This window comes from Caulobacter sp. LjRoot300 (genome assembly GCF_964253875.1).
In the GTDB taxonomy this organism is placed as follows: Bacteria; Pseudomonadota; Alphaproteobacteria; order Caulobacterales; family Caulobacteraceae; genus Caulobacter.
On record NZ_CAXUSA020000001.1, the window covers coordinates 164,104 to 188,717 of the forward strand.

At 68.5% G+C, this 24,614-nt stretch carries 16 protein-coding genes and 1 tRNA gene; 12 read left to right on the forward strand and 5 right to left on the reverse strand.

What is annotated here, in order from left to right; translation table 11 throughout:
- Positions 1-120 precede the first annotated feature (120 nt).
- The 5 genes from ACSQ2G_RS00850 to ACSQ2G_RS00870 all read right to left on the reverse strand — a co-directional run bounded on the left by ACSQ2G_RS00850 (position 121) and on the right by ACSQ2G_RS00870 (position 8,525).
- Positions 121-1,515: a DUF6880 family protein gene (locus tag ACSQ2G_RS00850; RefSeq protein ID WP_436027485.1), complete on the reverse strand. Its 1,395-nt coding sequence runs from the start codon at positions 1,513-1,515 to the stop codon at positions 121-123.
- A 22-nt stretch (positions 1,516-1,537) separates the two neighbouring features.
- Positions 1,538-2,056, reverse strand: coding sequence for a hypothetical protein (locus ACSQ2G_RS00855; RefSeq protein ID WP_436027487.1), 519 nt, complete (start codon positions 2,054-2,056; stop codon positions 1,538-1,540).
- Between the two features lie 107 nt (positions 2,057-2,163).
- The gene (locus tag ACSQ2G_RS00860) at positions 2,164-3,678 is read right to left on the reverse strand and encodes a tryptophan halogenase family protein (protein ID WP_436027488.1); all 1,515 of its coding nucleotides are present in this window, start codon (positions 3,676-3,678) and stop codon (positions 2,164-2,166) included.
- 10 nt (positions 3,679-3,688) lie between these two features.
- Complete coding sequence (locus ACSQ2G_RS00865) at positions 3,689-5,227, reverse strand: tryptophan halogenase family protein (RefSeq protein ID WP_436027490.1); 1,539 nt, start codon at positions 5,225-5,227, stop codon at positions 3,689-3,691.
- Positions 5,228-5,447: 220 nt separating this feature from the next.
- Positions 5,448-8,525 carry a TonB-dependent receptor gene (locus ACSQ2G_RS00870; RefSeq protein ID WP_436028896.1) on the reverse strand — a complete coding sequence of 1,026 codons (3,078 nt, stop codon included), beginning with the start codon at positions 8,523-8,525 and terminating at the stop codon, positions 5,448-5,450.
- A 678-nt stretch (positions 8,526-9,203) separates the two neighbouring features.
- On the opposite strand from ACSQ2G_RS00870, the gene ACSQ2G_RS00875 reads away from it, so the two are divergent.
- The 12 genes from ACSQ2G_RS00875 (at position 9,204) to ACSQ2G_RS00930 (ending at position 24,614) form a co-directional block, all read left to right on the forward strand.
- Complete coding sequence (locus ACSQ2G_RS00875; RefSeq protein WP_436027492.1) at positions 9,204-10,226, forward strand: LacI family DNA-binding transcriptional regulator; 1,023 nt, start codon at positions 9,204-9,206, stop codon at positions 10,224-10,226.
- Between the two features lie 58 nt (positions 10,227-10,284).
- A complete protein-coding gene (locus ACSQ2G_RS00880; RefSeq protein ID WP_436027494.1) occupies positions 10,285-12,552 on the forward strand; it encodes a beta-glucosidase family protein in 2,268 nt (755 codons plus the stop codon).
- A 207-nt stretch (positions 12,553-12,759) separates the two neighbouring features.
- A tRNA-Asn gene (locus ACSQ2G_RS00885) sits at positions 12,760-12,834 on the forward strand.
- A 171-nt stretch (positions 12,835-13,005) separates the two neighbouring features.
- Positions 13,006-13,170, forward strand: a complete 165-nt coding sequence (locus ACSQ2G_RS00890) for a hypothetical protein (RefSeq protein WP_436027496.1) — start codon at positions 13,006-13,008, stop codon at positions 13,168-13,170.
- Positions 13,171-13,512: 342 nt separating this feature from the next.
- Positions 13,513-15,003, forward strand: coding sequence for a phage tail sheath family protein (locus ACSQ2G_RS00895; RefSeq protein ID WP_436027497.1), 1,491 nt, complete (start codon positions 13,513-13,515; stop codon positions 15,001-15,003).
- Positions 15,004-15,027: 24 nt separating this feature from the next.
- Entirely contained in the window at positions 15,028-15,549 is a 522-nt protein-coding gene (locus ACSQ2G_RS00900; RefSeq protein ID WP_436027499.1) for a phage tail protein, read from the forward strand.
- On the forward strand, positions 15,546-16,256 hold the full coding sequence (locus ACSQ2G_RS00905; protein WP_436027501.1) for a hypothetical protein: 711 nt from the start codon (positions 15,546-15,548) through the stop codon (positions 16,254-16,256). Before ACSQ2G_RS00900 ends, ACSQ2G_RS00905 begins: the two co-directional genes overlap by 4 nt.
- Before the next feature lie 3 nt (positions 16,257-16,259).
- Positions 16,260-17,093, forward strand: coding sequence for a hypothetical protein (locus tag ACSQ2G_RS00910; RefSeq protein WP_436027503.1), 834 nt, complete (start codon positions 16,260-16,262; stop codon positions 17,091-17,093).
- Complete coding sequence (locus tag ACSQ2G_RS00915) at positions 17,094-18,425, forward strand: DUF4255 domain-containing protein (protein ID WP_436027505.1); 1,332 nt, start codon at positions 17,094-17,096, stop codon at positions 18,423-18,425.
- Positions 18,425-20,452, forward strand: coding sequence for an ATP-binding protein (locus tag ACSQ2G_RS00920; RefSeq protein WP_436027507.1), 2,028 nt, complete (start codon positions 18,425-18,427; stop codon positions 20,450-20,452). The genes ACSQ2G_RS00915 and ACSQ2G_RS00920 overlap by 1 nt, the downstream gene beginning before the upstream one ends.
- A 2-nt stretch (positions 20,453-20,454) precedes the next feature.
- Positions 20,455-20,715 carry a hypothetical protein gene (locus tag ACSQ2G_RS00925; RefSeq protein WP_436027509.1) on the forward strand — a complete coding sequence of 87 codons (261 nt, stop codon included), beginning with the start codon at positions 20,455-20,457 and terminating at the stop codon, positions 20,713-20,715.
- Positions 20,712-24,614 (forward strand): eCIS core domain-containing protein, encoded by a 3,903-nt coding sequence (locus tag ACSQ2G_RS00930; RefSeq protein WP_436027511.1) that lies wholly within the window; start codon positions 20,712-20,714, stop codon positions 24,612-24,614. Before ACSQ2G_RS00925 ends, ACSQ2G_RS00930 begins: the two co-directional genes overlap by 4 nt.

Below are 24,614 nucleotides of genomic sequence, written 5' to 3' on the forward strand. Positions count from 1 at the left end.
GAATCCCTCGAAGGGCTGGAATTTTCAGCCCGCTTATAGGTCCGCCGCTCGGTCCTAGGCAATCGAGGGTTTGCAGTAACCTGGCCGTAGCATGCGCGGCGCCCCAGCGCTTATCAGCGCCTACCAGCGCCGAAACCCCGCCACCCGCGCCGCGAACGCGTCGGCGTCCTCGTGCCCGTCCCAGTCGGCGATGGCCGGGGCCAGGGAGGCGGCTTCCAGCAGCTGGTGCTGGGCGTCCTTGTAGCGGGCGGTGCGGGCGTAGCGGGCGGTGTCCAGGATCATCGCCCGCAGCAGCAGGGTGGCGGCCAGCGGGTGGCGGCCCTCGATGGCCCGGGCGGCGGGTTCCAGCAGTTCCGGGCGGTCGCCGTCCAGGTCGCCGGGCCGGCGCAACACCAGGCGGGCGGCGCGGTCCCAGGCCGGCCAGCGGATCAGGAAATCCAGGGCCGCGTGGACGTCGTGGAAGTCCTCGGCATGGGCCAGGGCCTTGTCCTCGGCCTCGACATCGTCGAAGTCGGGCAGGCGCTTGAGGTAGTCGCGCAGTCGTTCGACCGACAGGCCGCGCTCGAAGCTGGCCCAGCGCATGTCCTGGGCTAGGTCGCCCTGCCCGCGCGCCTCGAGCACCTCGATATAGGCGTCCTCCCAGTCCAGGGCGCCGGGACCGGGCGGGGTGGGCCGGCCCAGCACCGCCCCGACCAGCTGGACGAACGAGCCCGGCGTCGAGCGGTCCAGCGCCGCGATGGCCTCGTCCAAGCGGCCCGCCGCCGCCAGCCGCCGGGCGATCTGCGCCCCGATCGGCGGCAGCACGGCCTGGGAGTCGGTGAACTGGGCGATGTAGCCGTCGACGTCGCCCTGGGCGTCGGCCAGCACCTGGACGGCGGCCTTCAGCGCGCCGCTGACCCGCTTCTGCGCGGCCATGGTCGTCTCGACCCGCGCCCGCAGCAGGGCCACGCCCTCGGCGCCCAGCGCCGGCAAGGCGTTCTTCAACACTCGCGGCCCCAGGCCCGCGCGGCCGTGCAGCAGCAGGTCCATCAGTTGGTCGCCCAAATTACGTGGATTGGGGGCCCGCGGGTCGGGCAAGGCCAGGGGCGCGATCGCCGCCACCGCCTCGACCGCCGCGTCGAACGCCGCCTCGATCTCGCCCTTGGCGTCGGCGGTGCGGTGGGACACCCCCTCGGCCAAGGCCACGAAACCCAGCATCATCGGCAGGGCGAGGGTCGGGTCCAGCGCGGTCAGCTGTCCCGCGATCAGGCCGCGAAGCATGTCCAGTTCGCGCACGAACTCCTTGTGCTTGCGCCAATGGATGCGGGCCCGGCTGTCATTGACCGCCTCGAGGCGCTTGGTCAGTTCGGAGGCCAGGTCGTCGGCCCCGATCGCCGCGGCCAGCTCCAGGCGCAGGCGCCGCTTGATCTGGGCGTGGCCCTCGGCGACGTCGATCAGCAGGTCGGCCAGCCGCTCGGCGCCCAGGGCGGCCAGGTTGGCCGTCGTCAGGGTCTTCTTCGAGCCCGTGCGCTTCACCGTCGCCAGCGGAGTTCTCCCGTCACGCGTCAAACCTTCCGCCCAGGCGAGTCGCCAGGTCCGGAAGCGCATCCTCTAGCACGGCGGCATAGGCCAAGGCTGCATGAGGCGCGGCGGCGCCCTGCAGCCGCCGGAAGGCGTCCTCGACCACCATGGCCTGCTGTTCGAGGTTCAGGGTCGCGAACCGCGGCCGATCCGCCAGGTCGTAGGCATAGGCGGCGGGGCCGTCGCCAGCCCGCAGCTTGGCGAAAAGCAGGTTCAAGCCGCGCTGGGCCTGCCAGACATGGACCAGTTCGTGGACGAACACCGCCTGCTCGGCCACCGGCGCGTCCGGCGCCGCGAAGTCGGGCCGCATCGCCCGGGCCGGCCAGACGATCAAGCCGCCGCCGGCCACGAAGGCCCGGTTCCAGAACGGGATGGCCAGCAGCCGAACCCGCCCGGCGTCGAGGCTGGCCCCGAACACCTGAGCGGCCAGGTCGCGCTCGCCGTCGGTCAGGCGTCGCCAACGGCCGGCTCGCGGGGTCGTGCGGCGTGTGAACATCGGCAGACAAACGTCAGTTGTTTCAGGGACCTGCGCCCGGAACGCGAAGGGCCCGGAGAGTATGGCCCGCCGTGGCGCCGACCGCCATCACCGTCCCCACAAGAAGCCTAGGCGCTGCGCTTCAGCGGCGCCGCCGGGCAGTGCTGGCGCAGAAACTCCTGGTGACTGGGAAGCGTCGCCACGAAGTCGGCCAGCATGGGGGCGGACTTGTCCATCAGGTTCATGATCACGCTCAGCGGAATGCGGTCGACCAGCTGCTGGTAGCGGTCGGGCCGCACGCCCATACCCTCCATCACCGACTGCCAGCTGGGGGCGCGGAACATGTCGTCGACGCCGTCGCGCAGCACGCCGGCCGCCTTGAACAGCGCGATGCGTTCCTTAAGGCTCTGCGGCGGGACCACCTGCTGGTACTCGCGCCAGAACGGCGTGTCGTCGCGCCGGGTGGTCACGTAGTGCAGGACGATGAAGTCGCGGATCTCCTCGTAGTCGGCGACCATCCGGCGATTGTACTCGGCCGCCAGGATCGGGTCGGCGTCCATGTCGGGCATGAACCGCAGCAGGTAGTCCATGCCCTTGTAGATCAGGTGCAGGGCCGTGGATTCCAGCGGCTCGATGAAGCCGCACGACAGGCCGATCGAGACCACGTTCCTGACCCACGGCCGCTCGCGCACCCCGGTCTTGAACGGGATGATGTTGGGACCCAGCACCACCTCGCCCTGGACCTGGCGCATCAGGGTGGCCGTCGCCTCGTCGTCGCTCAGGTACTTGCTGGCGAACACATAGCCGTTGCCCGAGCGATGCTGCAGGGGGATACGCCAGCGCCAGCCGAAATCTTGGGCCTGGACCAGGGTGTAGGGATGCGGCGGACCGACGTTTTCGGTCTGGGCCACGACGGCGCGATCGCAGAGCAGGACGTCGCCCCAGTCGCGGAACGGCTCGCCCAGGGTCTTGCCGATCAGCAGGGCGCGGAAGCCCGAGCAGTCGATGAAGAAGTCGCCGGCCACCTCGCGGCCGTCCTTCAGGATCACCTTGGCGACGCCGCCGTCGGGCCGGGTCGCCACCTCGGTGACCATGCCCTCGGTGCGCTTGACGCCCCGCACCTGCGCGAACCTGCGCAGGTACAGCGCCACCAGCCGCGCATCGACGTGCAGGGCGTAGTTGGCGTTGGCGATCATCGTCTTCTGCGCGGCCGCCGGCAGCATGAACTTGCCCGCTTCGGCCATCACCGAGGCCGGGGCGAAGTCCTGGAGCCTGGACGGATGGCCGTTCTGCTTGGCCCGCAGCCAGCACTGGTAGAACTCGTTGACCTCCAGCGGCCCGCCGATCTGACCGAACGGATGGTAGTAGACGTCGCCCTTCTCCAGCCAGTTCTCGAACCGGATGCCCAGCTTGAAGGCGGCTTGGGTTTCCTGGATGAATTCCTGCTCGTTGATGCCCAGGGTGCGGATCAGCTGGAGGAACGGCGGGATGGTGGACTCCCCCACCCCGATCGTGCCGATCTCCTCGGACTCCACCAGCTCGACCTGCGTCGGTCCGTTCTGGAAATAGTGGCTGAGCATGGCCGCGCAGATCCAGCCGGCCGAGCCGCCGCCGACGATGACGATCTTGTTCAGGTGGGCCATTCGAAGGTTCCTACTCGGCCGCCACCGATTGCGGGCGGGCGTACTGTTCGATGAAGTCGCCGTGGGGGCGCGTGGCCGCCACCGTGTCGGCCACCGCCTTGCGCATTTCGGCCAGGGCGGCCGACAGCTGGCCGGCGTCGAAGCCGTCGACGCTGAGGTCGTAGGTTTCCGGCAGCAGGCCGAAGCCCGCATAGATCGCCAGCCAGCTGGGCGGGGAGAACATCTCCCAGCGGTAGCGGACGAAATGCCCCTGGGCGCGCCACAGGTCGATCTTCTTTTGGAGGGTGTCGGGGATCGCCATCTCGCGGCAGTGGGTCCAGAAGCCGGTCGGGTCTTCGGGACGCTGGTTGAGCTTGTAGTGCAGGATGATGAAGTCGCGCACGCGCTCCATCTCCAGGCGCGACATTTCGTTGAACTCGTCGACCACCGCCGGGTCGAAGTCGCGGCTGGGGAACAGCGCCTTGATCTTCTCGATGCCGGTCTCGATCAGGGCGATGCTGGTGCTTTCCAGCGGCTCCAGGAAGCCCGAGGCCAAGCCTAGGGCGATGCAGTTCTTGTTCCAGGCCTTCAGCCGGCGGCCGGGATGGAAGCCGATCTTGCGCGGCTCGTGCAGCAGGCGCTCGTCCAGGGAGCCGGTCAGGACCGCCCTCGCCTCGTCGTCGGTGGTGTGGCGGCTGGAATAGACGTAGCCGTTGCCCCAGCGGTGCTGCAGCGGGAGCCTCCACTGCCAGCCGGCCGGACGGGCGGTGACGTCGGTATAGGGCGGCGGGTCCCCCTTCCCTTCGCTCTGCACCGCCAGGGCGCTGTCGCACAGCAGCCACTGGCTCCAGTCCTCGTAGCCGGTGTGCAGGGCCTCCTCGATCAGCAGGCCGCGGAAGCCCGAGCAGTCGATGAACAGGTCGCCCGCCACGGTCGCGCCGCTGTCCAGCGACACCGACTCGATGAAGCCGTCCTCGCCGCGCAGGTTGACCTTGACGATCTTGGCGTCGAGGCGGCGCACGCCGTTCTGCTCGGCGACCTGGCGCATCAGCCCGGCGAACAGGCCGGCGTCGAAATGCAGGGCCCAGTCGAACACCGACAGGGTCGAGGGCGGGTTGCGCGAGGGGGTGGTGAACTTGCCGCCGGCGGCCAGGCTGGCGCCCAGCGAATAGTCGCCGATCGGCGCGGCCTCGCCCAGGGCCCGCAGCCGCATCCAGTAGTGGTGGAAGGCCACGCCCTTCAGGTCCTGGCCGTAGAGGCCGAAGGGGTGGATGAACGAGGCGCCCGGCGTCGTCCAGTCGTTGAAGCGGATGCCCAGCTTGCAGGTGCCGCCGGTGGCGCGCAGCACGTCGATGTCGGACAGGCCCAGGGCCTGGTAGAAGCGGCGGATGGTCGGGATCGTCGCCTCGCCCACCCCGATCGTGCCGATCTGCGAGGACTCGATCAGGGTGATGGTGACCGGAGCCGCGCCGAAGTGATGCTTCAGGCTGGCGGCCGCCATCCAGCCCGCCGTGCCGCCCCCGACGATGACGATGTCGCGGATCCGCCGGTCGCTGGCGCTGTCCTGCATGGTGGCTCCCTACCCTTGATCGAAGCTCGTGGCGGCTTCTTCTCGCGGGCTTCACGCGCCCGTCTTGGTCGTCGTCGTTATGCTTAGAGCATTTTCGAGCGAAGTGGATTCCGGTTCGCGTGAAGAAAATGCGCCAACAACAAAGCCGCCCCCCGCGAAAAAAGAAGCCGCCGTGACAGGGGGTCACGGCGGCCCGCAGGGAAAGGGCTCTAAGTCGCGATCACCACTTGGCGCGGATGCCGAGGGTGTAGCGCGGCTCGAACTGGTTCTGGCTGAAGTACTGAGTCTTACCGTCCGCGAACTTGACGTAGTAATTCTCGATCTCGCCGCTGACGTTCGAGCCGTTGAAGTAAACCGTGACGTTGTCGCGAACGTTGTAGCTGACGTTCACGTCGACGAAGCCTGTGGCGTCCTGGAAGACGGCCAGGTTACCGCCGACACTGCCGGTGACGCTGTTGAGGCGGTCGGTCCGGTAGTTGTAGGCGACGCGGGCCTGCAGCTTGTCGTCCTGGTACCAACCCACGAGGTTGTACTGGTACTTGGAGTTGTCGGTGAACGGCAGCTTCTTGCCGTCATAACCGACACGCGACTCCGAGCTGGGCGAGTAGGTGGCGTTGGCGTCGACGCCGAAGTTCGAGAAGAAGCCCCCGTCCGTCAGAAGGTCGCTGAAGGCCAGCTTGGTGCCCGCTTCCAGACCCTTGACCGAACCGCCGTCGCCCTGGATGGGCTGGCTGACGTTGACTTCGCGCGGCGTGCCGTCCTGGTCCTTGAAGGTGCCGCGGGTCGTGCCGCCGGTGACGAAGCTGTCGATCTTCAGCTTGAACACCGACAGGTTCACCATCGAAGCGCTGCCGAAGTAGTACTCGACCGCGCCGTCGAAGTTCGTGGAACGCCACGGATCCAGTTGCGGGTTGCCCGACGAGCTGGCGCCCGTCACGCAGCGGCCCGGCTTGGTGCCGCAGTCGGCGGTGGCGATGCTGAGACCACCGCCGTAGTTCTGCAAGTCCAGAGGCTGCATCGTCTTGGCGTAGGCGAAGCGCAGCTTCAGGTGCTCGTTGACATCGTATGTGGCGTTCAACGACGGCAGCCAGTCGGTGTACTTGCGGCTGGTCACCGTATCGCCGACGTCCAGGTTGGTGTCGCCGTAGTTCTGGGTGTCGCCGGTCAGGTTCTGCTTCACCAGCAGGTCGGTCTGGATGACGCGAAGGCCGAAGTCGCCCGACAGCTTGCCGATCTCGAAGTTGGCCGCGCCGTAGGCGCTCTGCTCCTTCAAGGTAACGTCATAGGTCACACCCGGGATCTGATAACGGACCGCCGCGCCGAACACCTTTTCCTGGAACGATTTGACGTCGTCGAAGTCATGCGGGTCCACCACCCAGAAGCCCGGGATGCCCTGGGTGATGGAGCCCAGATCATCCATCCAGATGACGTTGTTGTAGGCGTCGATCTTGGTCGGACGGTTGACGGTGTAGCCCTGGAAAACCGGGGCCCCGCCGGCCGGATTGGGCACGAACTCGCCCGCCTGGCATTGGTTCTGGTCCATGACGACGTCGATGGCCTTCCACTGGGCGAAACAACCCGCGGCCGGCACCGGCGTGCCGTTGGCCTGAACGGCCCCCGGCGTGCCGCCGTAGAACGGCGAGAACAGGTGGAAGGCTTCCACGTTGACCGTGCGATCGCTCTGGCGGACGCCGGCGTCGATCTTGGTCACGAAGCCCAGGAACTTGTCGTCGAACTTGTAGTGTCCAGCGGCGCTGAACACATTCATGTCCGAGTCGATCTCGTTGTTGCCTTCCGAGGAGAACGCGCCGATCGCGTAGCTGTCCTTGTTGGCCATGTAGTCCTTGAGCGTCTTGCCCGCCCCCAGACCACCGGCCAGCGGCCGATCGAAGCCGCTCCAGATCGCCTTGTTGCCACCGATATTGTAGTGCAGCTGCGGGTTGGCCCCGTAACCTTGCGGGTTGGGGTTCAGGTAGCAGCCGCCGGCGCTGCCGACGACCGCGTTGCTACGCTGCGCGGCCGGATACTGGGCGCAGATGGCGGCCGGGTAGAACGGCCCGCGCGTGCGGTCGGCGGCGTTGCGGAACAGGTTGAAGCGGTCCGGAGCGTACTGCCAGTTGCTCAGGTCGCCCTGGGCCTGGCCGTTCATGCTGAGACGGTTGCCGTTGGCCCGCACGGCCCGCACTTCGCTCGTGAAGGCGCCGCCGTTGTCGTACTTCAGTTCGAGGTTGTAGTTCTTGGTCTCCGACTTCGTGGTGCGGTTCACCGAGAAGCTGTTCACCCACCACGCATTGATGTCGTACTCGTCGACCGCCAACCAGGGACGGCCGTTGCCGGCGGGCGGGGCCGGGCTGCTGACGCCGGTGTTCTCGAACACCGTCGGGGTCGTCCAGACGCCGAAGGCGCCGCCATCCCAGCGGTTGGAGATGTTGATGCCGGCGGCGCGGTTGTATTCGTCGAGCTTGGCGTAGAAGCCCTCGGCGATCAGGGTGAAGCCCTCGCCCAGGTCCGCCTCGAAGGCGACGTTGACGCCCAGACGCTTGCGCTCCTGCTCGCGGTGGAAGCTTTCGAAGCCGTGCGGCGAGATGAAGTTGTTGGCGGCCGAACCGCCCCAGTCGTTGTTGCCGGACAGGCCGACGACGCCCGACGAGTTGTTGCCGAGATTGACCTCGCTCTTGGCGGCGGCCACCAGCAGGCCGACGCGTTCATTGCGCCAGCTGAGCAGGCCGTTGACCAGGTAGTCGTTGTCCTTGGTGCGCTCGCCGCGCTGGCCTTCGAGGCCGCCGGCGAAGTGCAGGCCCTGCTCCATCTGGAACGGACGACGGGTGCGCAGGTCGACCGTGCCGCTGATGCCCGACAGGGCGTTGCGCGGGTCGGTCGACTTGTAGACGACGACCGAATTCATCAGTTGGGCAGGCACGTCCAGCAGGTTCGGCTGGGCCGCGCCCATGTTGCCGGCGCTCAGATACTGCTCGCCGTTCAGCAGGGTGATGACCTGCTTGAGGCCGCGAATGTTGATGGTCGCGCCTTCACCCGCGTCCCGCTGGATCTGGACCCCCGGGATGCGCTGCAGCGAGTCGGCGATGGTGGTGTCGGGCAGCTTGCCGATGTCTTCCGACGAAATCGCGTCGACGATGGCGGTTTCGCGCCGCTTGATGTCGACCGAACGCATCTGCGAGCCGCGGATACCGGTGACGACGATTTCGTCGACCTGGGCGGAATCGTCCTGCGCGGTCTGGGCGTGGACGCCCGTGGCCAGGGCCATGGACGAGGCGCCCGCCAGCAGCGCCAGGGTCATGCCCCGCGCCCAGGCGGACTGGTTTCGTGGATTGGACAAGGTCTTCGCTCCCCAAACGTTTTTATGGCCGTTCTTGACCCGGCCGGTTTCGGCGCGGGCTGCGTAGTGTCTTCCGCCTGTCGTCGAGAGCGCCGGCCTGCCCGGCGAGCCCCGCTTCAAGCGAAAGTTCGTTGGCGACCCCGGCGTCGCTCGACGCCCGCGCTGGCTCACGCCCTCCCCAGCCGTGTCTCAAGATCGACAAATGTCCCGAGCGTGTCAATCGAAATGTCAACGTTGTCATTTTGTGACGAACCGTTGGAAAACGGCCCGACCGGAAGCCTTCCGGCTTGCCTTAAGACCCGATAATCAGCCTATATAGCGTTGTTTTTAATAGCATTATGACGATACACGGCGATCAAAGTCGATCAATAAGAGTCAAAGAGCATCAAGCCGCGCCACATCCCCCGCGCGAGCGCCTGTCGAATATATATGGCCAAGCTTTGCCTTTCGACACATTGAATTTTGCCGCTGCAATGTCTCTAGATGACCCGAAACGCCCGGATAATTGTCTTTTAAGGACAAATACATGTCCCGGCCGATGACATCGTTGTCGGGCTGAGCTATGGCTTGGCGCGGGGGCGGCGACGACCAGGACGGTCGGACGCGCGACGACCACTTGAGTCTGGATGCGACAAGGTCATGGCGACGATCCACGATGTGGCGCTGCGAGCGGGCGTGTCGCCCAAGACCGTCTCGCGGGTGATGAACGACCACGAGAGCGTCAGCGCCAAGACCCGCGAACGGGTGCGCGCCGCCATGCAGGCCCTGGACTACCATCCCAACGCCGTGGCCCGGGGCCTGCGCGCCCAGGCCGCCCCGGCGGTCGGCATCCTGATGGGCGACCCCAGCGGCGGCTACCAGACCCGCATCCACCACGCCCTGATGGTCGCCTGCCTGCGGAACGGCCGCCACCTGTCGGCCGAGCTGGTCGAGGGCGACATGGCCGGCTGGCAGGACCGCATCCGCGCCTTCGTCACCGAGGGCGGGATCCGCGAAATGGTGCTGCTGCCGCCCGAATGCGATTTCGCGCCGCTCAAGGCCCTGCTGCGCGAGCATGGTGTGCGCTGCGTGCTGATCTCGCCGACCAGCCCCGATTCCCAGTCGCCCAGCATCGTGATGGACGACAGGGCGGCCGCCCGCGAGGTGGTCGAGCACCTGTTCAGTCTGGGCCACGAGCGGATCGGCCACATCGCCGGCCATCCCGACCACGCCGCCAGCACGCTGCGTCGCAACGGCTTCAACGAGGCCTACGCCGCCGCCGGCAAGCCGCGCCCCGATCCCGCCCTGATCGTGCCCGGCGACTTCAGCTTCAAGGGCGGCCTGGCCGGCGCCCAGGCCCTGCTCGACATGAACAACCCGCCGACCGCCATCTTCGCGGCCAATGACGACATGGCCGCCGCCACCTGCATGGAGGCCCAGCGCCGCGGCCTGAAGCTGCCGGACGAGCTGTCGGTGGTCGGTTTCGACGACGCGCCGATCGCCGCGGCCATCTGGCCGTCCCTGACCACCATCCGCCAGCCCTTCGACCAGATGACCCAGCGGGCCATCACCGCCCTCAACGCCTGGAACGCCAACGCGGCGCTCGGCAAGTCGGCGGCGACCATCCTCACCCAGCACAGCCTGGTGATCCGCGAATCCACCGGCCCGGTTCGCAGAAGCTAGGCCGCAATTCCACCACGCGCCGGCGAGTATCGTCCGCGCCGATAGAACGGGAGGTACTATGAACCGACAGTCCTGGCGGGGCCCGGCCCTGGCCCTCATGCTCGGCGTCTCCGCCGGCGTCCTGGCCTCCACCGCCTGCGCCCAGGCGCCCGCACCCGCCCCTGCCGCCCGTCCGTGGCTCGATCCCAAGCTGGACGCCGACACCCGCGCCGGCCTAGCGGTCAAGGCCATGACCCAGGACGAGAAGCTGACGGTGATCTTCGGCTTCTTCGGCGCCGACATGGGCGACAAGTACAAGCGCGTTCCCGAGGCCCTGGCCGGCTCGGCCGGCTATGTGCCGGGGATCGCGCGCCTGGGCATCCCGGCCCAGTTCCAGACCGACGCCGGCGTCGGGGTGGCCACCCAGGGCGGCGAGCCCAACAAGCGCGAGCGCACCGCCCTGCCCTCCGGCATGGCCACCACCGCCACCTGGAATCCGAAGTTGGCCCAGGCCGGCGGCGCGATGATCGGCGCCGAGGCCCGCGCCTCCGGCTTCAACGTCATGCTGGCCGGCGGCGTCAACCTGGTCCGCGAGCCGCGCAACGGCCGCAACTTCGAATATGGCGGCGAGGACCCCTGGCTGGCCGGCAAGATGGTCGGGGCCCAGATCAAGGGCATCCAGTCCAACGCCATCGTCTCGACCATCAAGCACTACGCCCTGAACGGCCAGGAGACCGGCCGCTTCGTGCTGGACGCCAGGATCGGCGAGGCCGACGCCCGCACCTCCGACCTGCTGGCCTTCCAGTTCGCGATGGAGGATTCCGACCCGCACTCGGTGATGTGCGCCTACAACCGCGTCAACGGCGACTACGCCTGCGAGAACGACTTCCTGCTCAACAAGGTCCTCAAGCAGGACTGGGGCTACAAGAACTACGTGATGTCCGACTGGGGCGCGGCGCATTCCAGCGCCAAGGCGGTCAATGCCGGACTCGACCAGGAATCGGCCGGCGACGCGTTCGACACCCAGCCCTTCTTCAAGGGCCCGCTGAAGGACGCCCTGGCCAAGGGCGAGGTCAGCCAGGCGCGGCTGGACGACATGGCTCGCCGCGTCCTGCGCGGTCTGTTCGCCAGCGGCGTGGTCGAAAAGCCGGTCAAGATCGCGCCGATCGACTACGCCGCCCACGCCAAGGTCACCCGCGCCGACGCCGAGGAAGGCGTGGTGCTGCTGAAGAACGACAAGGGCCTGCTGCCGCTCTTGTCTGAAAAGGGGGTCGCCTCGGCCCGGAAGATCGTCGTGATCGGCGGCCACGCCGACGTCGGCGTGCTGTCGGGCGGCGGCTCGTCGCAGGTCTATCCGATCGGCGGACGCGCCGTGCAGGGCGAGGGTCCGGCCAGCTGGCCCGGCCCGATGATCTACTTCCCCTCCTCGCCCCTGAAGGCGCTGAAGGCCCGGCTGCCCGGCGCCGACATCCAGTTCGCCGACGGCAAGGACAAGGCCGCCGCCGCCAAGCTGGCGGCCGGCGCCGACGTGGTGCTGGTGTTCGCCACCCAGTGGAACGGCGAGTCCTTCGACAGCCCCCTGACGTTGGAGAACGACCAGGACGCCCTGATCGACGCCGTCGCCACGGCCAACGCCAAGACCGTGGTGGTGCTGGAGACCGGCGGGCCGGTGCTGATGCCGTGGCTGTCCAAGGTCGGCGGCGTGGTCGAGGCCTGGTATCCAGGCTCGGAAGGCGGCGAAGCCATCGCCCGCGTGCTGACCGGCGAGGTCGACGCCTCGGGCCGCCTGCCCGTCACCTTCCCGGCCGCCCTGGACCAGCTGCCGCGTCTGGTGCTGGACGGCGACCCGAAGAAACCCGACGACCTGTTTGCGGTCGACTATACGATCGAGGGCGCCGCGGTCGGCTACAAGTGGTTCGACAAGAAGGGCCACCAGCCGCTGTTCGCCTTCGGCCACGGCCTGTCCTACACGACCTTTGCCTATGACAACCTCAAGGCCGAGACCAAGGGCGGCGCTCTGAGCGTCAGCTTCGACGTCCGCAACACCGGCAAGCGGGCCGGCAAGGCCGTGCCGCAGGTCTATGTCTCGCCCAAGGCGGGCGGATGGGAAGCGCCCCAGCGCCTGGCCGGCTTCAGCAAGGTCGAGCTGGCGCCCGGCGCGACCACCCGGGTCACCCTGACCGTCGATCAGCGGCTGCTGGCCACCTGGGACGACAAGGCCCACGGCTGGTCGGTGGCGGCCGGATCCTACACGGTCGCCCTGGGCGCCTCGTCGCGCGACACGGCCGCCAAGGCCGACGTCACGGTGGCCGCCCGGTCCTTGCCCGTGGGCCTGATGAAACCCTGAACCGCCGCTCCGAAGGCCATTTGGTCGCAGCTGAAATTAAGGCCCGATTAACCATAAAAGCCGAATTTCGGCAGGTCTTTCTTGAAGACACCCCACATCACTGACTTTCCACAGCCCGGTCCTCGACCGGGCTGTTTTTTTGTCCGAATGCGCTTGCACCGAGTCAAATCGGCGGCTATCACCCGGCCTCTTCCTGAGGCGACCTGTTCCGCGGTAGCTCAGTGGTAGAGCAGCCGGCTGTTAACCGGCTGGTCGTAGGTTCGAATCCTACCCGCGGAGCCACCTCTGGTTTTGAGAGAAATCCGGCCTTTCGGCCGGATTTTTCGTATCCGGGCCAAGGTTTGTTTCCTTCAACAGATCAGAGGGTTGTCGGAATTCCGTCGACAGATCGCCGTTGGTCCACGAGCCGTTCCACCCGCGGCCGACGGCATCAACTGCACCCCGATCCCGAGGATGCGGCATGGGGATCAGCGGCTGCGGCCCCTCGACGCCGACCTGCTGTTCGAAATCGACGCCGGCCACGACCTGATGATCACCGAACCCGATGCGGTGACCTCGGTGCTGGCCCAAGCGGCGTCGATGCAACGAACTCCGACGTCGGCGATCCCCGGCCGATAGGGCGAATGCGGCCTCCGCGGCGGCGGCGACACACGCCCTAGGCGTGTGCCCGGCCAACCGGACCCAACACATGCTCACGCCCTTACCTTCCTTCAATTGACGGCTGAATTTGCCGTATTTCGTCGTAATCGCGGCCTCGGCGATGGAATTAGTTGAATGTTTTCATCGAGTTGTTTCTATTCGCCAATTAGTTGCGCTAAAGGCTTGCAACCCTTGTTTCGCGATGGCAGCGTAGGCCCCGTTCCAAGTGAGTACCAATGTTCTTCGAACTTCAACCATCTTTGGTTGCAGATCGCGGATCTGTGCGCCGAGCAACAATCGTTCGATTGAAGGGGCTCCCGGATGTCTGTGAAGCTATCGTACCCTGGCGTGTACGTCGAAGAGATCGCGAGCGCGGTCCGGACGATCGGCCAAGTCTCGACGTCCATCGCGGCCTTCGCCGGATGGGCGCGACAGGGACCCGCCGGCCGGCCGGTCCGCTGCCTCAGCTGGTTCGATTTCGAACGGACATTCGGCGGCCTCGATGGCCGCAGCTATCTCGGCTACGCGGTGTCGCACTTCTTCGGCAACGGCGGCTCGCAGTGCTACATCGTCCGCACCCCAAGCGCCGCGGATGTCACGGCCGAAGCCGTGGTCGACGGCCTGGAGGTCGAGGCGACCGGCCCGGGGGCCTGGGCCAACGTCTACCAACTGGTGACCAAGCCGCGCGCCGACGACACCAGCCGGTTCCGGCTCGACATCGTCGTCAAGGCCTCGGGCGTGGTGACGGAATCCTACGCCAACCTCTCGCTCGAGCCGTTCGACAGCCGCTTCGTCACCAACGTGATTGGCGATGAATCGCAGCTGGTGATCGTCACCAAGGCCGACGTCACGAAGAAGGTCACCGCGAAGACCGTCGATCTCGCGGGCGGCGTGGACGGACCCGCCATCGGTCCGGGCGACGCCGCCTTCGACACCGCGCTGATGGGCGACGGGGCGACCACGGGGATCTACGCCCTGGCCAAGGTCGACCAGTTCAACCTGCTGAACGTGCCGGGCTACACCGCCACCGCCAACCTGGCGAAGCTCGAGAAGTTCTGCCGCGACCATCGCGCCTTCCTGCTGGTGGACTCCGACAAGGGCTCGACGCCGACGTCGAGCGCGATGACCGGCGCGCCGGACAGCAGCCTCACCGGCTCCGACGCGATCAACGCGGCCTTCTACTATCCGTGGCTGCTGGCGCCGGATCCGCAGCAGCAGTACCGAATCCGCTCGTTCCCGCCGGGCGGCGCGATCGCCGGGGTCTACGCCCGCACCGACGCCAGCCGCGGCGTCTGGAAGGCGCCGGCCGGCACGGACGCCAGCCTCAGCGGCGTGGTCGGGGTCACCATCCCGACCAACGACGCCGAGAACGGCGTGCTGAACCCGCTCGCGGTCAACTGCATCCGCAAGTTCCCGGTCTACGGCGCCATCGTCTGGGGCGCCCGCACCCTGCAGGGCGCCGACGAGATCGGTTCGGAGTGGAAGTATGTGCCGGTGCGGCGGACCGCCCTCTTCATCGAGGAGAGCCTCTACCGCGGCCTGAAATGGGTGGTGTTCGAACCGAACGACGAGCCGTTGTGGGCGCAGATCCGGCTGAATGTCGGCTCGTTCCTGAACGACCTGTTCCGCCAGGGCGCCTTCCAGGGGACCACTCCCAAGGACGCCTATTTCGTGAAGTGCGACAAGGACACCACCACCCAGAGCGACATCAACCGGGGCGTGGTGAACGTCCTCGTCGGCTTCGCGCCGCTGAAGCCCGCCGAATTCGTGGTCATCAAGCTCCAGCAGCTCGCTGGCCAACTGGCGACCTAGGTCGAGATCGAGAGGGGAACGGCAATGGCCCAGTTCAGCGTCAACGCACAGCGTTTCGACCCATACAAGAACTTCAAGTTCCGCGTGAAATGGGACGGCAAGTACATCGCCGGGGTCAGCAAGGTCTCAGCCATCAAGCGCACGACCGAAGTGGTCAAGCACCGCGACGGCGGCGATCCGTCGAGCAGCCGCAAGTCGCCCGGCCGCACCGAGTTCGAGGCCATCACCCTGGAGCGCGGCGTCACCCACGATGTCGAGTTCGAGCAGTGGGCGAACAAGGTCTGGAACTACGGCTCAGGCCTGGGCGCCGAGGTTTCGCTGAAGGACTTCCGCAAGGACCTGATCCTCGAGGTCTACAACGAGGCAGGTCAGCTGGCGATCGCCTACAAGGTGTTCCGCGCCTGGGTGTCCGAATACCAGGCGCTGCCGGATCTCGACGCCAACGCCAACGCCATCGCCATCCAGCACCTGAAGCTGGAAAACGAAGGCTGGGAGCGGGACTACGAGGTCGGGGAGCCGGGCGAGCCCACCTTCACCGAGCCTTGATCGTCATGGGCTCGGCGGCCATCGCCGCGGCGTCCCTGCTCCAGGCCTGGGAGCAGGGGGAGCGGCAGCATCCTCTTCATCGCGCCCTCGCCCTGCTGCAGGTGGCGGAACCGCAGACGCCCGTGGAGGCGCTCGCGGACCTGCCCATCGGCGAACGGGATCGTCGGCTCTTCTCCTTGCGATCGCGGCTGTTCGGTCCTCGCGTCGAGGCCGTCGCCGCCTGTCCTGAATGTGGTGAGATGCTGGACATCGCCTTCGACGGCCGCGACGTGTTCGGCGGCGACGCCGGAACGCCGTCCGGCGTGCGTGTGATCGGTGGTCGAGAGCTCGCCCTGCGCGCAGCCAGCACCGTGGATCTTCTGGAAATCGCGCCCCTCCCCGTTCACGAACGGCCAGCCGCCCTCTTGGCGCGGTGCGCCGGCGAACCGCTCGACGGGCCGGAGCGCGACGCCGCCGAAGCCGGACTGGCGGAACTCGATCCCCTGTCCGAGGTGAGCTTCGCGCTCAGGTGCGAAGCCTGCGGCGGCGCCTGGAGCGAGATCTTCGACATCGCCGCCTTCGTCTGGGCCGAGGTGGGCGACCGCGCGCAAAGACTGATGCGGGAAGTTCACGCCCTGGCCCGGGCCTACGGCTGGCGCGAGGCGGACATCCTGTCGCTCTCGCCCCGGCGCCGCGCCGCCTACCTGTCCCTGGTCGCGGAGGGCTAGCCGGTGTTCCTGGCCCATCTCATCGACCGGACGCTGGAGGGCCGCGGCGCCATCGTTCCGCGCCGCGCCGCGCGCTTCGAACCCGAGGCCGGGGTGGCGGAACCCGGTTGGCTGGACGTCGAGCCTGCGCCCACGCCTCCGCGCGCCTCGGCTCCGTCTCCGGCCGAGACACACCCACGGGCCAGGGCTGACCAGCCTCATGCGCCGGAGCAGGCTTTGGCCATCGCGTCATCCACGACGACGCCGACGGTGGATTCCGGCGCGGCGCCGTTCGAACGCCAAGCCCCGGCGGCCGCGGCCTCGGTGTCTTCGACCACCATCATCCACCGCCTGGAAGGCCTCGCGCCGCCCGAGCCGCCCGCGACCGGGGTCCAGACCTCCCCCGCGGTCGCGACGCCGGCGATCGCCCCCCCCGCGATCCATGAGCGCCACACCCACGAGCGGGTCGAGGTGCGGCACGCGCCCCGCGAGATCGAGCGTCGGCTGGAGGTGCTCACCCGCGAGCACCTGATCGAACGGATCGTCCGCGACACCTCTGCGCCGCAAAGTCCGAGGGACGTTCTTGCGAAGCCCGCGGACGGCGTGCCGGCCCAGGTCGAAGCCGCGCCGCTCCGCCGCCCGCGCGCCGCCCAGCCCGCGGCCGCGACGATCTCACGGCGCCCAGGCCCCCTCGCCCTTCCGGCGCCGCCTCCGCCCGCCGCGCCGACGGTCGTGCAGGTCAGCATCGGCCGGATCGAAGTGCGCAACGCTCCGGCGCCGGCCGCCCGTTCGGCCAGCCGGGCGCGCGAGCCGAGGACCGGGCTGGAGGACTACCTCCGCCGCCGGGAGCAGGGATAGATGGCTGGCCCGTTCGCCATCGCCGCGGTTACGGCGGTCCTCAAGGACCTGCTCAACGACGGGCTGGCCAATCACGACCTCTCGGCGCTCGGCCACGTCGCCGTGACCGCCCTGGCGCCGGACCGCATCCCGGTCACCACGGCCGAAGAAAAGAGCCAGATCAACCTCTTCATGTATCAGGTCACGCCGAACATCGGCTGGCGCAACGTCGGCCTGCCCTCGCGCGGCGCGTCGGGCGAGCGGCTGACCAACCCGCCCCTGGCGCTGGACCTGCACTATCTGGTCACCGCCTACGGCAAGGTGGAGTTCCACGCCGAGGCCCTGCTCGGCTACGCCATGCAGCTGCTGCATGAGCGGCCGATCCTGACCCGCGAAATGATCCGCGCGACGCTGAAGCCGGCGCTGCCGCCAGAGGTGACGCTGCCGCCCGAGCTGGCGATGATCTCCAGCGCCGACCTCGCCGATCAGGTCGAGACCATCAAGATCTCTCCCGCTCACCTGGGGACCGAGGAGATGTCGCGGCTGTGGGCGGCGATGCAGGCCAAGTACCGGCCGACCGCGGTCTACCATCTGTCCGTGGTGCTGATCGACGCCGGCCGCCCGGCCAAGGCTGGGCTCCCCGTGCTGCGCCAGGCTGACGACGGCAAGGGGCCGACGGCCGGCGCCGGGATCACGCCGCCCTTCCCCATTATCCAGTCGGTGTCCTTCCCCTCCGGCCAGCTGCAGGCCTTGTTGGGCGACGCCGTGGTCGTCGAAGGCGGCAACTTCGCCCTGGCGACCGGCAAGGCCGCCGATGTCACAGCCTTCGTGCGGCTCGCCTCGGCGCTCCGCGGAGTCAGCCTCGACATTCCGGTTCCGACCATCGACCGCGGCGACGCGCGCCTGGGCTTCACCGTCCCGAACACCCCGGCGGCGCTCCCGGCCGGGGTCTACGGCCTGTCGATCGGGGTCACGCCGACGGCGCCCGGCGGCGACACCCGGTTCAGCAACGTCGCGCCGCTGTCGATCGCCCCGGTGATCCTGACCGGCCTCGCGCCGGTGGCGCGCACGGCCGTCGATCCGGCCACCGACCTGGGCCTGGCGACCATCAACATCACCTGCTCGCCGCAGGTGCTCCCGGATCAGCGCGTCACCCTGGTGCTCGGCGCCAAGGAGATCCAGGCCAACCAGCATCCGACCAAGACCTCCGCCCTGACCTTCGTGGCGCCGCTGATGGCGACGGGCTCCTACCGCGTGCGGCTGCGCATCGACGGCTCTGAAAGCCTGCTGGTGCAGGGCGCGGCCTCGGGCGACCCGCAATTCGACCCCACCCAGACGCTGGATCTCACCTGATGGATCTCGTGGCCTGGCAGGAACAGAACGGTCGATACCTCGCCGCCTCCCTGGTCTGGTTGCGCGCTCGGCTGCAGCTGCTCGCCGACAGCGCCGAGCCCGCGGAACCGCCCCGCCGAACCGGCATGCTGCCATTGCGCAAGTCGGCCGTGGCCAGGGAGAACGTCCGCCTCAGCGACGTCTCGTCGACCCGCGACAAGGCCGCCGAGATGGATCCGCCACCGGCCCTGCAACTGCTGGCCGACCAGCTGCGGCTCACCCCGTTCGAGCGCGACGTGGTGCTGCTGTGTGTGGCGATGGAGCTGGACACCCGCGTGCCCGGCCTCTGCGCCCAGGCGCTCGGCGATCCCGGGCAGCCCTATCCCACCTTCGGCCTGGCCATGGCCTTGTTCGACGACCCGAGCTGGGACGCGATGTCTCCGCAGCGCCCGCTCCGCTACTGGCAGGTGGTGGAGCCTGGCGTCGGCCCGACCCAGCCGCTGTCATCGGCGCCGCTGCGCGCCGATGAACGGATCGTCCACTACGCCAAGGGTCTCAACGTCCTCGACCCCCGGCTGGCGGTCCTGGGCTCCGGCTTCGACGGCGACGACGCGCCGTTGCCGCCGTCCCAGCAGGAGCAGGCCGAGCGGATCGTCGAGCGTTGGGGGGGCGCAGAACTCTCCGCCCCCGCGCCGGTAGCGACGCTGATCGGACCGGACGGCGAGGCCAAGAGGCTGGTCGCCCAGGCCGTCGCGACCACGCTCGACCGCAAGCTGCACGTGATCGCCGCCGAAGGCTTGCCCACCACCGCTTCCGAACTCGACCGGCTCGCGCGGATCTGGCAGCGCGAGGCCGCCCTGCTGCCGATCGCCCTCTATGTCGACGCCGAAGGCGCCGGCTACGCGGCCGAGCGGGATGCTTCGGTGTCGCGCTTCATCGCCCAGGCCGCGCGGTCGGACGGGTTCGTCTTCCTGGGAACCCGCGAACCCTGGGCCCCCGCCGGCTTCGAAGCCCTGCTCGTCCCCTGCAGCCGTCCGACGGCGGAGGAACAGGACGAAGCCTGGCGCGAAGTCTTGTCCAGCCTCGCTGAAGCCGACCGCGACGCCGCCGCCGCCCGGCTCGCCGGCCAGTACAGCCTGAACCTTTCCGAGATCCGCGCCGTCGCACGCCTGACCCCCGCCGATCCGCCGGAGACCCTCGCCGACCGGCTGTGGGCCCGCTGTCGCGAGCGGGTGCGGCCGCGATTGGGCTCGCTGGCCGACCGCATCGACCCACGGGCGCGATGGGAAGACCTGGTGGTCGCCAAGGAAACCGACCAGTTGCTGCGGGCGATGGTCGACCAGGTCGCCGCGCGCGGGCAGGTCTACAGCCGCTGGGGCTTTTCGCAGCGGATGAACCGCGGCCTGGGCGTCAGCGCCCTATTCGCGGGCGACAGCGGCACCGGCAAGACCATGGCCGCCGAGGTGATCGCCAATGCGCTCGGCCTCGCCCTCTACCGGATCGACCTCTCCCAGGTGGTCAGCAAATACATCGGCGAGACCGAGAAGAACCTGCAGCGGGTGTTCGACCTGATGGAGGGTGGCGGGGCGATCCTGTTCTTCGATGAAGCCGACGCCCTGTTCGGCAAGCGCAGCGAGGTTCGCGACAGCCACGACCGCTACGCCAACATCGAGGTCAACTACCTGCTGCAAAGGATGGAGACCTATACGGGCGTCGCCATCCTCGCCACGAACATCCAGAGCGCGCTGGACCCCGCCTTCGTGCGCCGACTGCGCTTCATCGTGCCGTTCAGCTTCCCAGGGCCGCCGGAGCGGCAGGCCCTGTGGGAACGCGTCTTCCCCGCCGCCACGCCCGTCGAAGGCCTGGACGTCGAGCGGCTGTCCCGGCTCAGCCTGACCGGCGCCGGCATCCACAACGTCGCCCTGCAGGCCGCCTTCCTGGCCGCCAGCGGGGGCGGGACGGTGACCATGCCGCTGATCCTTCGCGCCGCCCGCACCGAGTTCCGCAAGATGGACCGGCCGCTGAACGAAGCGGAGTTCAGGGTCTGAACATGGAGGTTCGCGTCCATATCCACCGGCTGATCGTCGACGGACCCGCTCTCGGGCGGGTCGAGCGCAGCCGGTTGACCGAGGCGCTGTCGAGCGAACTGGGTCGGCTGATCACCGACCGCGGCCTCCCGGGCGCGGCGGCCGCGGGGTTCGCGGCGCCGAGCGCCCTGGGTGGGCAGGTGATCGGGGGGACGACGGATCCCGAAGCCTATGGGCGCGCTCTGGCCGGGGTGGTCTACGCGGGCCTGGGCGCCTCGCGATGAAGAGCGTCGCCGCCACCCAGGCCCGGGAAGCCGCTCCCGATCCGGCGCCGCGACCAGAGCCCGCCGCCCAGCCGCGCGGCGGCCGCCCCGCGGCGCGCGGCGGCCAGCACTTCGCCGAAGTTCCCGCCGCCGCCGGCCGCGGCGTCCCCGACGACGACCAACTGACCACGCTCCTGGGCCACATCGCCGGCCAACTCGGCATCAGGCCGGGGTCGATCAGGATCGAGAGCGGCGACGGCGCCATCCGCATCACCAGCCGGGCGGGCGCGCCAGGGGTCACCCACAAGGGCGTGATCCATATTCCGCAGGCGCGGCTTTCGCCGACCACCCTCAAGGGCCGCCGTCTGCTGGCCCACGAGGCGGCCCACCTGGCGCAGATGCAGCTGCCGGCGGGCGGCCGCTTCCGCAAGCCGACGCCGCTGCAGGCCGAGGTCGAGGCGGAGCTCTTTGCGCGGCGCTACGCCGCCACCCGCGCGGCGGAGCCGGTCCGGGTGGCGCTGCCGGCGCAGGCCGTCGCCACCTACGACGAACTGCTGGAGATCGTCGCCAAGAACCACCCTCTCGAGATCGCCGCGATCACCGACCTGATGTCCTACGGCCCCCTGGATTGGGCCGTCACCGACCGGGAGGTGTTCGACGTCCTGCAGATCCTCGCCGGCTACACCCTTCCCGTCGCGCGCGGCATCTTCCGGGCGGTCGATCCCACCGCACGGAAGCACTTCTACGACAACCTCAACCCGCCGCATTTCGCCAAGCATCGGGGCGAGATCCTGGCGGCCTGCTGGGGGGCGGTGTCGGAGCAGGAGTTCGCGGTCACCAGCTACGACATCCTGAGCCGGATGAATCTCGACGACCTGGGCGCGCTGGAAGCCATAGCCCTCGCCAAGGTCGCCGAGCTGAACCCGAAGATGGTGGCGGTCGCCGTCGAGGCCGACGGCGTCAAGAGCAAACGCATCAACGACGCCCGCGCCTATGTGGACTCCGGCAAGGCCACGAAGGACGCCGAGAAGGAACTCAAGGAGGGTCGCGACGGCGAAGCGAAACTCACGGCCGACCGTGAGGGCGCCGACGCTCGCCGCAAGGCCCTCGACGAGGCCGACACCTCGGTCCATACCGGGGCGATCACCGTCGAGGGGCTGCATCTCGCCCTGCGCTACGAACCCGGGATGACGCGGTTCAGCGTCAAGCAGCTGAGGTCGATCGATGTCGCCTTCGACGCGATCACCATCGCCGACCTGAACGTCGCGATGAGCGACTCGCTCCTGGCCGCCAAGTCGATGCGGATCACCGGCGGCCAGGTGAAGATGGGCTCCCAGTCCGTCAAGGACGACGCCCAGGCGGTCTGGATCTGGAACATGCTCGGCATGATCCTCAATCCGGCCGGCGCCAACAACGCCGCGCTGAGCTTCGACCTGATGGCGCTGCGCAGCTTGGCGATGAGCTCCGGCGTCTTCATCGAGCTGATCGAGATAGAGGGCTTCGGCTTCGAGGCGGGCGGCGACGCCTCCAGCTACATCGAAGCACTGATCAAGTCGGTCGGCCGGCTCAAGCCCCGCGCCGCCGCAGAGCGTCAGGCGGCCAGGTCCGACTCCGAGCACGCCGAGCGCCACCTGCAGGAAGCCGCACGGATTGATCGGCAGATCGCCAAGGCGCAGGAGGAGGTCGACAAGGGCGGGCCGCACGGCGCCGTGGTGGACATCGGCGCCATCCGTATCAGCGGGGTCCCCGGGGTCAGCGACAAGCCGCTGAACATCGCGGACATCCACGGCCAGGGCCGATCGGTCACCGCCATCGTGCCGATCTTCTTCGACCCGACCTCCCTACGGAACCTGATCCGTGGCAGGGACAATGCGTCGAGCATCGCCGGGCGCCAGCCCGAGGCGGAGCAGTTCTCGATCGGCATTGGCCGGATCGAGGCGAAGGAGCCCCTGCGGCTCGCCGGCGGGATCCCGACCCCCAAGAAGGCGCGGGAGGAATACGACGACTTCATCAAGGCGAAGTCCGGCCGCCGATACGACGAGGGCGCGACCCCGGTCGAGCATGCCCTGCGGGACCGGGTGACCCAGGCGACCCGCTACGCGGCCCTGGCCGCGCGCGGCGTGCAGAACCTGGTCGGGGATGAGACTGGGGGTGAGGTTAAGGAGTTCCGCGAGCTTCGCGCGGCCCTGACTCTGTTCGAAGAGCGCCGGGCGACCATCGTCGAGGCGCTGGTCCTCGAGGGCGTCAGCCTCAACATCACCAGCGACGGCAATCCCGAACTGGTCGCCGAGACGCTGAAGACCGGCGTGATCCGTACTTTTGGTCCGGACGGCGCCGAAGCTCTGACCATCGGCGGCGTCGAAGGACGGGAGGTGGCCGTCGGGGCGGCCCTCAGCGGCGGCCTCGCCAACTACAAGGAATGGCGCAAGGCGCTGCAGTCCGGGACGCTGCGCGCCGACCAGCTCACCCTCAAGGACATCCGCCACGCCGGCTCGGGCGCCGCCATCGACGAGTTGAGCTTCGAAGGCCAGGGCGACGCCAAGGGCCTCGACGCGAAGCTCGACCGGGGTTCCCCCGAGACCGGCGGGTCCAGCGTCCACGTCCGTTCGGCCAAGATCGTCGCGAAAGGGCTGAACGCACCGAGCCACGCCGCCCTGCTGCGGGCCGAGATGAATCGCATCGAGGCGATAACGCCCAAGGAGCGGACGAAGGACGAACTCAAGCGCCTGAACGTCATCGGACAGATGCTGCGCGAATACGAGGAGATCAACGGCGCGCGCGTCAAGGCCGAGCAGGCGTCGGCGAAGGCCCGGACAAAGTCCGCCCGCGCCGCGGCCGGCAAGGCGCTCGACGAGGCGCTGCTGAAGCTGAAGGACTGGCAGGATCGGCTGGTCATCGAGAAGCTGACGATCGACCAGCTGGACCTGGCGATCTCGGGCCTGGGCGACGTGCTGGCCGAGGGATACGCCTTCGACAAGGACGCCAAGGCCCTCAAGGTCTCCGGCGGCGCGCAGGGCAAGCCCTGGGTCCAGAAGATCGAGGCCGAAGGCGTCAAGACCCGCGGCGCCACGGGCGACCAGACGGTCGCCGAGCGGATCACCCTCGGTCCCATCGGCGGCGACGTGGTGCGGACCGACAAGGGATACGCCATTCTCGGCCTCACCGTCGCCTCGCTGGGAGTGAAGGCGCTCTCCTGGCGATCCGGCGCCACCACGGTGCAGTCGATCGGCGAGACCCGCCTCGAAGGCCTGTCGATCATCGCCAACTACGAGAAGCAGGGCGGCGCGACCCGGATCTTCATCGTCCAGGCCGGCGTCAAACAGATCGTCGCCGACCAGTTGCGCTACGAGGACGACGCCGCCGTCGTGACGGTTAAATCGGGCTCGCTGGTGGGGATCACCATCAGCAGCCTCGACGTGACCCTGCCCGACGAGGGTGACCCGGTGATCGCCGAAGGCGGCGAAATCGCTGTCGAAAAGGTCCGGGCGCTGACGATCGACGCGCTTGCCGGCGGCAAGAAGGTCGCCGCCCAGGTCGACTCCAGGAATCCCGCCGACGTCGCCGCCATCTCGGTCAGCTTCGCCAAGGCCGGCGAACGAACGCTGTCCCTCAACGGCTTGGGAGCCGAGGCCGAGGTCAGCGATCCCAAGAACAAGAGCCGGCTCCACGTCTCCCTCAAGCGACTGAGCGGCTCCGTCACCCAGAATGGCGACGACTACCATGTCCGCAACCTCTTCATCGGCGACATAGCCGTCACCGACGTCCACTGGGTCTCGAGCCCCTGGACCATCGACGTGCCGGGCAAGGTCAACGGTCGGCTGGACTTCCACAACGGCCAGGTGGGCCATCCCGGCGCCCTCGAGGGGACGATCACCTCCGCCACGGTCCGCAATCTCGTCCTCCAGCAGAAGTCCAAATAG